The following is a 10319-nucleotide window of genomic DNA, read 5'->3' as shown; positions in this document are numbered from 1 at the left end:
CCCCAATCCTTAGTCCCCAATCCTTAGTCCCCAATCCTTAGTCCCCACTCCTCATCTCGACTTTCTTCGTTTAGCCAGTGGCCAAATTCTGTAGTGAAGCGATCGCTTAATATTGCTTCTCTAATCTTTTGGGTAAAGCGAATTAGCTCGGTAATGTTGTGAATGCTCAACAAGGTATAAGCTAAAATTTCCTGCGATCGCACTAAATGAGATACATAAGCACGACTAAAATTTTGACACGTGTAGCAAGGACAAGTTTCATCTAATGGCGTAAAATCTTCACGAAACTTAGCATTTTTTAAATTCCAGCGTCCGCCCTGGACTATTGCCGTTCCATGTCTCGCCCAGCGAGTGGGAATTACGCAATCAAATAAATCTATGCCAGATGCGATCGCGATCGCCATTTCCCGATAGGTACCCACACCCATCAAATAACGTGGCTTTTCAGGCGGTAGAAGCGGTGCTGTCACTTTTACAATCTCAGCCATCAATTCTGGTGGTTCTCCTACACTCACGCCACCAATGGCATATCCCGGCAAATCCAACTTAGCTAAAGCTTCAGCCGCACGGCAACGTAAATCTAAATATACGCCTCCCTGCACAATCCCAAACAAAGCCTGTTCACTGCGTTGATGAGCCGTTATACAGCGTTCTAACCAACGATAAGTCCGCTCAGTTGCAGTTTCAACCTCTTGACGAGTCGCTGGGTAGGGCGGACACTCATCAAAAGCCATGATTACATCTGCCCCTAAAGTATTTTGAATTTCAATGGAGCGCTCTGGTGTCAAATTAATAATTCGTCCATCATGGGGTGAGCGGAAAGTTACACCTTCTTCAGTAATTTTTCGCATCTCACTTAAGCTGAAAACCTGAAATCCCCCGGAATCTGTGAGCATTGGGCCATTCCAACCCATAAACTTGTGCAACCCACCACCCCCAGCCACGATCGCTTCCCCTGGTTGGAGGTGAAGATGATAAGTATTAGATAAGACCATTTGTGCCCCAGTATCTCGTAGTTGGGCTGGGGTAATAGTTTTAACATTTGCCAGCGTTCCCACTGGCATAAATCTGGGGGTTTCTACAACCCCGTGAGGAGTGGAAAACACTCCGGCTCTAGCTTTTGTCTGACTACAGCAAGCAAGACATTCAAAGGAAAAATTCGCACTCATGCCATTTTAGATTTTTGAAGATGCGCCTATTAAGACTTATGCAAAACTATACGATGTAGGGGCAATTCATGAATTGTCCCTACATCAAATTGGTATAGTAGTCGCTATTTTAGAAAGAATCAGAACAGTCATCGTCAATTTCTGCATCCCATCTGGCTGAGAGGACTTGCTCCATCATCGCTTCGATGGCGCTGACATTGAAGGTTCGCTCTCGTCGCTCTTGGATGGGGGTTGAGCGGGGAATCAACCGCAGACACACCCCTTCTTGCATCAAATCGAAGTAGGTTTCTTGTTGCGATGACTGTTTGAGTTCCAAGTAATCAAAACTATAAATGTTCAAGTATAGTGCATGGTTAGCTACTAAGGTAGACCTTTGTGGATTAGCAAAAACTTCCATCACATCCCCTTCACCCTCGCTCAGTACCTTATCTTCTTGGGTGTAGATGTAGTGGACTCGACCTAAGTCTCCCAGCAATCGCCGGATGTCGAGCTTATTCACAATGATGCCCGTGTTAATAATGCACGGAGCTGGTATCCTGGTGTCGGGTAGATGGTGACTCATAGGAAAATAGCGATTGAGCTAAGGAGAGCAACAACATAGCTAAACTGTCATAATCGAATAGCTTGTTTACTCCCTACATTTAAAAAAATATCAATTTTGTGGGGCAATCGTCTAACAATTTGGAGTAAGTTTTTAGTTAACGAATACAAAATACAAATTTTGATTCTTGATGGAATTTTAATTTCCTGAAACCTCTTGTTTTTTGTATAAAAACTACTCTAGATTATTTCATTATTACTTAGACCAGCATAACAAAATTTTCAGCGATCATCTCTAACAGAAGTAAATCTTATCTAAAGCTTTAAAGTTTACTAATGTTCAATTGTAGTCAAATTAAGATGATTATCCAGCAATTAACCAAATATTAATGTAATTACGATGACGAAACAGCAACAGTGGTGGAAAAAGCTGCTGTTTAAGCTGGCAGCTAGCATTATATTTTACACGAGTATTCCATTTCCGTATTTGAACGGATTGGACTTTCAGGGAGTGGCACGTCTTGCTTCGCTTGTAGGGTTGATAATTGGGGGAATTTTAGGGTTACTAGATACGGGAATGGATTATCTTGGTATGCCAGTGTTAACTCGTAGTGCTTTGGTAGTAAGTATTTGGATTGGTATAACTGGAGGACTGCACTTAGATGGGGCAATGGATACTGCTGATGGTTTAGCAGTGGGCGATCCAGATCGGCGGCTGGAGGTGATGGCAGATAGTGCTACAGGTGCATTTGGGGCAATGGCTGCGATCGCCTTGGTGCTACTAAAAATCACAGCCTTAACAGATATGCCAGAAAATCGTTGTTTGTTGCTGATGGCTGCTTGTGGCTGGGGACGTTGGGGACAACAGGTAGCGATCGCGCGATATCCTTATTTGAAACCAACCGGCAAAGGTGCCCTTCACAAACAAGCCATTCGTTCTTACAAAGATTTGTTACCAGGATTATTATTGCTGTTGGCTTTGAGTGGTTTACTTGTGCTGATAGATAAACAGCAATTATTTCTGGCACTAGCAATGATAATTGCCGGAAGTGCGATCGCCATTTTAACCGGTGCATGGTTCAACCACAAATTAGGCGGACACACCGGAGACACCTATGGCGCGGTCGTCGAGTGGACTGAAGCCTTATTTCTCTGCGTGCTAACCGTTTTTTAATAAATGCGGAGATAAAGGAGCAGGAAAAGAAATTTTAATTCCTGACTCCTAACCAATGACCAATGACAAATGACAAATGACAAATTCATTTAATCGGTTGTAGCTTTGTCACCTTGAGCTTAAAAGCCCCAACCCCAGTTTCTCCAAAAGACCGGACACGAATAACATAATTCCCTGTCTCTACGATGCGGGTAAATAGTAAGGAATTGCTAGTACCATCAGGGCCATCATCATTTTCTGCCAGAGTCGAACCATCAGGTGCTAGCAGTGTGATGATGCTGTCAAAGTTTTCAGATGACAGGTCAACTGCTAAATTATCGCCTTTTTGTAACTTCACAGTATAATCACGAGCAAACCCACCTTGACCTGTGGGAATGTCTTTATCTGAGAGGCTATCAGTAATTTCAGTACTGTTAGATAAAGGAATTGGACTATACAACTTATTTTGAGCAAAAGCTGTACTTGTACTTACACTTATTGCCAGCAATGTGGCAGGAATAATCATGAGTTGTTTTAAACCCGCCGCAAAAACTTTATTCATACATTTCAAGCAATTTTTTCCACAAAAATAGAGTAATTCGGTCAACTTATACGCTTATATGTTCAATTTAGCCCATTAATTCGGGATTTATCCGTCTTTGACAGCAGTGGCTACTGCTACTAATCCTAAGACCACTATTCCATACTGACGAAGTGCTTGTACAGCAGACCTGGCAGTAGCACCAGTAGTATAAATGTCGTCCACTAACAGTACTGGAACATTTGGGGGGCGATCGCGAAATTCTTGCCCAACAGCAAAAGCTTGAGCCAGGTTTTTTTCTCGTTTAGATACCGATAAACCAAATTGCGCTTCAGTTTCTCGCACTCTGGCTAAACCGTTTAGTTTCAATTTTAATCCAGTTACTTCGCAGAAGCTTTGTGCTATTAGTGCAGCTTGATTGTATTTACGTTGTTTTTGCTTGCTAGGGTGCATTGGAATGGGAACTACCACAGGCTGGCTATCTCCCCTTGGTGAATTTAACAACCATGCTTCTCCTAACCATTGACCCAGAGGACGAGCTATTTGGGGTTGATTTTCGTATTTCATCGCTGCGATCGCTCGTTTCACCGGGCCACCATACTCCCCCCAGCCAAATACTGGTATTGGCTCTTTCCATAGAGAAATTGGGTCTTTCCGTTGACATTTTTGCAGTTGTCTGGTGCAGTTCTGACAAAATTCTTGCGAAGTTGCGCGTTGACATAGGGGGCAATGGGATTGGAGAAAAAGATTGAGTAAGCCTGTAAGATTTTTAATCCAAGTGTGCATTTGTCCTTTGTTCTTAACTAATGACCAATGACCAATGACCAATGACTAATGACCATTGACCAATGACTTAAAATACACGCGATCGCAGCGTGTTGTTTCTACTCCCGTTGCTGGAGTGTAGCCGTTGCTTTCATACAGCTTGACTGCTTCCACCAAAACGCTGGCGGTTTCAATCCAAATTTGCCCAAATCCCCGCTCTGCGATCGCGGCTTCTAGCTGTTGTAACAAATATTTCCCTAATCCCAAACCCCTAATACTTGGCAAAAGATACATTTTGCGGATTTCTACAGCTTTTTTGCCTCGGTGTATGGGGTAGTATGCCCCAGTACCGACTAACTGGCTTTGGTGTTCAATTACCCAAAACTCTCCCCCAGTAGCTAAATAAAATTCCTCTACTCGCAGCACATCTCGGTCAGCGCCCTTTGGTTCCCAAGCCAGACCGTATTCTGATAATACATAACTGATGACTTCGGCGGCTCTTGTGCGATCGCTTGCGACCCAATCACGAATTATAAAATCTTGATAATAGTTTTTCATTACCATTTGCTGGTCAAGTTTACACAGAAAATTTTCTGGTTCTATATCCCAATTTACTCAGCAAATAGCAATTCTTGCAGAGTCTGTTTCAGACAGTACTCTCAAAGTGTCAATCAAGGGACAAGGGAAGGGGAATTATTTTCCCCTCCCCTTGTCTCTTTACGATGGATAATTCAGCGATATAGTAGCGATACCTGCGGCGGGCTACGCCTACGCTGACGTTGATATTACTACAATTAAAATCAGCCTCTATTACTATTCCAAGGGCCCCAAATAGCTAAAGTAATACCAGGGGTTTGAATGTTAACGAACAAAGTGTGACCATCAGGAGAGAAGCAGGCTCCAGCAAACTCACTATCATTTAAAGCGTTACGTGCGAAATTATAAAGTTCGCCGTCAGGAGTCACACCTCTTAAGAAATTTTCACCATCCCCATCTTCGCAGAGAATCAGATCGCCAAAAGGGGCCACAACTATGTTATCGGGCATGTCGAGTTCATTTTTAGATTGAGACTCGACAAACAATTCAATTGTCTCTTCACTTGGAATGTAGCGCCAGACCTGACCACCACCTACAGGGCCACCATCTGTAGCGGTAAAATAAAATTCACCTTTGCCATTGTTGCCTTTCTTACCCTTGTTATCCTCATAATAGATGCCTTCCCCACGGCTAAACTGGGCTGCACCTAAGTCGAAGCCTTGCAATCTGACATTATCTGTAGTTGTTGGGTTGGGGTCAGGAATATTCACCCAATCTACAGACAACTTCTGTCCTACTACAAAACCGGTCTTGGTGTTGACTTTTGGTTTACCCTTGAAAATGTCATGAGGATGGTTTGGTTACTTCAAATAATGCTGAAGAAAAAATATTTGATTTTGATTAAGTTTGGGTAATGGTTTATTTAATTTAGGGTTAGTTAACAAAAGATAAGTTTTTATATAAATTTCCTAAAACAAGCAAAAAACATGCATATTAGGTGGGTTTGTCCAAGCCTATTATCTATATATCAACATAGTCTGCGGTGGCAGCTAGCTTGGTTGTAATAGCTTTCTTTAAAAGGTAAAAAAAAATAATATAGAAAATTGAATTTTAGAAAATAAAGATACTTGTATGTTAGCAATAAAACGAGATTTGGTTAAGACAAGTTAAAGATTAATTTAAGCAAAGAAATATAATTTAGCATTCAGAAAATAAGTTATACATTTTTAGATTTTTATGGAAAAAACGTAAGGATAACTTGAATCTAAATGATACAGTTTTCCTGAAGATATTTCAGACATTAATCAGGTAAGAAAGTCCATTTTTATTGTCAGTAATAGACCTTAAAGCTTCTAGTTTTAGGAGCAATTTAAGCCTATTAGCTCTGAATTATCTTGCGTTTTGCCTTTTGCTACTTACGCAAGTAATTTCAAGAATCAAGCCGGATTTCTAGAATCAGTATTGATTGCAATGCTGATGAAAATTTTGCAGTTAACTACGATATCAAATATCAAGAACATGAAAAGCATTCGTAACCAAATAAAAGCTACTGTAGCTGTTGTTGCTTTTAGCTCTATGGCTAGTTTAATTAATGCTCCCAATGCTGATGCTGCTTCTTTTGAGCTTGATTGGCGAGGAGATAAAGGTTATTCAGCTAAAGGGCAGTTCAGCTATGATGATAATTTACTGGGAAGCATTGTTACCAAGGAGCAATTGACTAATTTTGGTATTTCTTTCTTCAACCCACAGGGAACTTTATTACAAACTTTTAACTACGATTTTCCGCAATCGGATAGTAGTTTTAATTTCAACTTCGATCCAGTCACAAAGACTGTTTTACAAACTGGTAGCTTTGACGCAACTAATGGTTTTGATTTAGGAATTGACTTTGCAACAGATGTGACAGGTTTAGATTTTTATACTTATCTAAATGCCGAACAAGGATTACCAACGGCTAAGATATTCTTGAAGGATGACCTTTCACCAGAAGTATGCAATACATACCCCGATTGTAGGTTGGATCTTGGAGGTAAGTTGACTGCAACTGCTATTCCTGAACCTGGGGCAATTTTTGGTTTGCTGGTTCTTAGTTTAATGAATAGAGTCGTGAAGAAAAAGCCAGCATCTACATAAACAGTGAACCTGAATAGTTGAAGCTAGTCTGATTAGAACTGTAATTAAACATTATTCTAGCTTTAATGACCAAAAATTTAGAAGGTTATAAATGCCTAAAACTTCTAGGGGGACGTATTGCAAATATGTCCCCTATTTATATGAATTGGGTAATAATAAATCAAACTAAGATTAAACTTTTAACTAACAATTCCTAGATTGTTGTAGATTTCGATGAGATTGCCATCGGGATCGCGAAAATGAGCCGTGCGAATTCCCCAGTCTGGGCGATCTTGTGGTTCAGTGACAACGATCGCATTATGATTTTTGACTTGCTCATAAACCTCATCCACGTTATCGACTGCGAAAATCAAGACTGTTTTATCTCGACTGACAATGTATGAAGGCTGTTCGATTCTTGGGACTACTTCAGCCATCAATTCTTTTTTGAACAAACCTAGCTTGAGATATCCAGTATTAAACTCAGCATATCCGCTATCTTCATCGCCCCAATCGACATCAAATTTCAGCAGATCCCGGTAGAACAGAAAAGAATCTTTGTAGTTGGAGACAAGTAGTCTCAGGTGTGTTAGCTGAAGCTTCATATCTGTTGCCTTAGTCTACTAACTGTGAATTCTAGGTTCTGGATGCAAAGTCGCCAGCAACTCGCTTTCGACAATTGCTAATTCATCAAGCCGTTGCATGACTATTTCTCTGTCGAAGTAAGTAGCAGCTAATACCCAGTATATGCCGTAATGACGCGCTTCGGATGCCATTAACCCCCGATAAAATTTTGCTAACTCTGGCTCTGGACAGTGAGCAGCTAACAGTCCCAGGCGTTCGTGAGAGCGAGCTTCAATTAAACCAGTGACTAGTAAGGAATCCAGAAATCGCTCAGGTTCTTTGGGGCGGACTGTAGCTCTTAAACCTGCGCCATAAGGAGGCGGTTGTAAGGGAGCTAAGGGAATATTCCGGCGTTCTAGCCATTGGTTAACTAGCTCAAAGTGTTCTAGTTCTTCACGGGCGATCGCAGTTAATTCCCGAACCATTTTAGTATTAGAAGGGTAACGAAACATCATATTCAAGGCTACACCTGCTGCTTTGCGTTCACAGTGGGAGTGGTCGAGTAAGATGATATCTAAGTTAGCGATCGCTTGTTCAACCCAAGCAGAGCTAGTAGGTTGTTTGAGGACGTTGATTGTCGGTAATTGAGTAAGCACAGAGTCACAAAACTCCAGAATGTTAATTTAGCTAAATAGTCTAGCAGATTGATTTTAACTGAATATTTTTTGAACAAAGTTCAATAATTGCTTGGTACTGAAAGGTTTTCCTAAAAAACCTTGGATAGCAACACCTGTAGTTTGTACTAATGCCTCAGCCGTAGCTAATCCACTCATGGCAATAATTGGCACTTGCGAGTTGATGGTTTGCAAGGTGCGGATGGCTGTTTTCCCACTTATTGATGGCATCATTATATCCATCAGCACCAGCCTAATTTCATCTTGATGCTGGGTGTAGAGGGCCAGGGCCTCAATCCCATTTTGGGCGGTCAATACCCTATAGTTATAGATTTCTAGTGTAGTTTTGGTAATCTCAGTGATGGCTACTTCATCATCAACAACTAAAATCAATTCTCCCTGACCTGTTGACAGTTTTACCTCATCTACTACTTGAGAAGTACTGCCTTCTTGATTTGGTAAATATACATTAAATGTAGTCCCAATTCCTACCTGACTGGCTACTTCCACAAAACCGCCGTAGCTGTTGACGATCCCCATTAATATAGATAAACCCAGTCCTGTCCCCTTACCCACTCCTTTGGTGGTGAAAAAGGGATCGAAAATCCGATCGATAATTTCTGAGTTAATACCAACTCCAGTATCAGTAACCGTAATTTTCACATAAGAATTAACTGTTGCCCCTATGTGCATCCTGGCATATTTTTCATCGATGAATACCTTGGTGGCAGAAATACAGAGTTTACCGCCATTGGGCATGGCATCACGAGCATTGATTGCTAAGTTCATCAACACCTGATGCAGTTCGGTACTGTCTCCAAAAACAATGCCGATATCTGGTGTTATGTCTACGTTGATGTCGATGAATTTGGGAAATGTCTGTTGGACTATCTGCTTGATGTCTTCTATTACTTGCGATACTTGCACGATTGTGGTTTGTTTTTCAGAACCACGGGTAAATGACAAAATTTGCCGCACCAGATCGCTACCCCGTTTGGCATTGCTTTCGAGGATATTCAGCATTTGCAGCGAAAGGTCATCAAGATGGGGATATTTTAGGGGCAGCAGTTGAGAAATTCCCATCATTGGGGTGAGAATATTGTTGAGATCGTGAGCAATACCACTGGCGAGAATGCCTAAGCTTTCTAAACGTTGACTACGCAATAACTGGGTTTCGAGTTGTTTTTTCTCGGTGATATCGGTGTCAAGAATCAGGATTGATTTAGGCAAACTTGCGGCATCAAGCATTAACGTCCATCGGCTAGCAATGATTAGTTCTTCACCATTTTTTGCGAATTTACGCAATTCTCCCTGCCACATTCCCCGCTCAAGAACAGTTTTTAGAGCCTCTGAGAGGAGAGGTGAGGTTTTTTGAGATAAAAGTTCCCAGGCGTTGTTTCCTTCAGCTTCCTGAACTTGCCAGCCGTACATCTTCTCTGCGCCTTGGTTCCAGAATAAGATTTGGTTATGCAAATCCTGGACGATCATTGCGTCTGTTGTGATGTCTAGTAGGGCAGCTTGTTCGCGGATTTTCTGTTGTGTTTGGTGGCGATCGCTAATGTCTCTGAATAGCCAGCGCAAGTTTCCGGTTTTACCCTGATTGTCTTCCACAGCGATCGCAGTTAATTCTGCCGGAAAATCCAGACTTCCTTCATTATGATAAATCCGCAACTCTTCTCTTTTAACTTGCCCCTGCTGTTGCAATTGCAGCATGATTTGACGAAATTTCTGCCGTTCTGTCTGATGCACAAACACAGACATTGGTTTACCAATCAGGTAAGACTGGCGCACATTCAATAAGTTAGCGGCAGCATGGTTAGCTTCCTGGATAATTCCAGCACCATCTGTAACCAAGTAACCATCTGGAGCAAAGTTAAATAAATCGTAATAACGTTGGCGTTCGGCTTCTACCAAATGGCGTGTAGCAATCAATTCCTCATTTTGTTGGTGTAACTCTTCCAGAGAAATAGAGATTTCGGCGATCGCTTGTTGCAAAAGCTCTATAGGATAGTCCGACTCTATGGATTGCTCTATCGCAAGGCTTGCAAGCTGCAAGAGTTTTTCTAGTCGCTGATGCGCCTCGAAAATTGCTTGTTTAAAATTTTCTTTTGTCATTTACTATCTTCTCTAATAATTACTTTGACCGAAAAAGTCAGCACAAAAACTCACCTCTTCTTCAGTAAAGCCACTAGAACGAGCAAAAGTTAAATATAATACTTTTCACTTAAGCATTTTTCTCAACAAGAGTTCAGAACGATTTATCC

11 protein-coding genes are annotated in these 10319 nt (G+C 41.4%); 2 read left to right on the top strand and 9 right to left on the bottom strand.

Translation table 11 applies throughout. The features are described 5' to 3' along the window. Nucleotides 1-23 precede the first annotated feature (23 nt). A complete protein-coding gene (gene tgt / locus CDG77_RS31835; protein ID WP_094333206.1) occupies nt 24-1169 on the bottom strand; it encodes a tRNA guanosine(34) transglycosylase Tgt in 1146 nt (381 codons plus the stop codon). A gap of 109 nt (nt 1170-1278) precedes the next feature. Next, nucleotides 1279-1731, bottom strand: coding sequence for a hypothetical protein (locus CDG77_RS31830; protein WP_094333205.1), 453 nt, complete (start codon nt 1729-1731; stop codon nt 1279-1281). Between the two features lie 378 nt (nt 1732-2109). On the opposite strand from CDG77_RS31830, the gene cobS reads away from it, so the two are divergent. Further along, nucleotides 2110-2883, top strand: a complete 774-nt coding sequence (gene cobS / locus CDG77_RS31825) for an adenosylcobinamide-GDP ribazoletransferase (RefSeq protein WP_094333204.1) — start codon at nt 2110-2112, stop codon at nt 2881-2883. Between the two features lie 85 nt (nt 2884-2968). Here the strand turns inward: cobS and CDG77_RS31820 are convergent, their stop codons facing one another. The 4 genes from CDG77_RS31820 to CDG77_RS31805 all read right to left on the bottom strand — a co-directional run bounded on the left by CDG77_RS31820 (nt 2969) and on the right by CDG77_RS31805 (nt 5490). Further along, nucleotides 2969-3424, bottom strand: coding sequence for a PPC domain-containing protein (locus CDG77_RS31820; protein WP_094333203.1), 456 nt, complete (start codon nt 3422-3424; stop codon nt 2969-2971). An 87-nt stretch (nt 3425-3511) separates the two neighbouring features. Continuing rightward, nucleotides 3512-4189, bottom strand: coding sequence for a ComF family protein (locus CDG77_RS31815; protein WP_094333202.1), 678 nt, complete (start codon nt 4187-4189; stop codon nt 3512-3514). A 45-nt stretch (nt 4190-4234) separates the two neighbouring features. Next, nucleotides 4235-4726: a GNAT family N-acetyltransferase gene (locus CDG77_RS31810; RefSeq protein WP_094333201.1), complete on the bottom strand. Its 492-nt coding sequence runs from the start codon at nt 4724-4726 to the stop codon at nt 4235-4237. Between the two features lie 242 nt (nt 4727-4968). Further along, nucleotides 4969-5490, bottom strand: coding sequence for an alkaline phosphatase PhoX (locus CDG77_RS31805; RefSeq protein WP_442946451.1), 522 nt, complete (start codon nt 5488-5490; stop codon nt 4969-4971). A 733-nt stretch (nt 5491-6223) separates the two neighbouring features. On the opposite strand from CDG77_RS31805, the gene CDG77_RS31800 reads away from it, so the two are divergent. Beyond that, on the top strand, nt 6224-6838 hold the full coding sequence (locus tag CDG77_RS31800) for a PEP-CTERM sorting domain-containing protein (protein ID WP_094333207.1): 615 nt from the start codon (nt 6224-6226) through the stop codon (nt 6836-6838). Nucleotides 6839-7017: 179 nt separating this feature from the next. On the opposite strand, the gene CDG77_RS31795 is transcribed toward CDG77_RS31800, so the two are convergent. The 3 genes from CDG77_RS31795 to CDG77_RS31785 are packed head-to-tail and all read right to left on the bottom strand — an operon-like array spanning nt 7018 to nt 10170. Then, a complete protein-coding gene (locus CDG77_RS31795) occupies nt 7018-7422 on the bottom strand; it encodes a VOC family protein (RefSeq protein WP_094333199.1) in 405 nt (134 codons plus the stop codon). 18 nt (nt 7423-7440) lie between these two features. Beyond that, the gene (locus tag CDG77_RS31790) at nt 7441-8037 is read right to left on the bottom strand and encodes a tRNA-(ms[2]io[6]A)-hydroxylase (protein ID WP_094333198.1); all 597 of its coding nucleotides are present in this window, start codon (nt 8035-8037) and stop codon (nt 7441-7443) included. Between the two features lie 54 nt (nt 8038-8091). Beyond that, nucleotides 8092-10170 carry a PAS domain-containing hybrid sensor histidine kinase/response regulator gene (locus CDG77_RS31785; protein WP_094333197.1) on the bottom strand — a complete coding sequence of 693 codons (2079 nt, stop codon included), beginning with the start codon at nt 10168-10170 and terminating at the stop codon, nt 8092-8094. Nucleotides 10171-10319 lie beyond the last annotated feature (149 nt).

The organism is Nostoc sp. 'Peltigera membranacea cyanobiont' 213 (genome assembly GCF_002245975.1).
Taxonomy (GTDB): domain Bacteria; phylum Cyanobacteriota; class Cyanobacteriia; order Cyanobacteriales; family Nostocaceae; genus Nostoc.
Note: the sequence above shows the minus strand (reverse complement) of the source record. Positions and strands in the feature narration are given on the sequence as shown.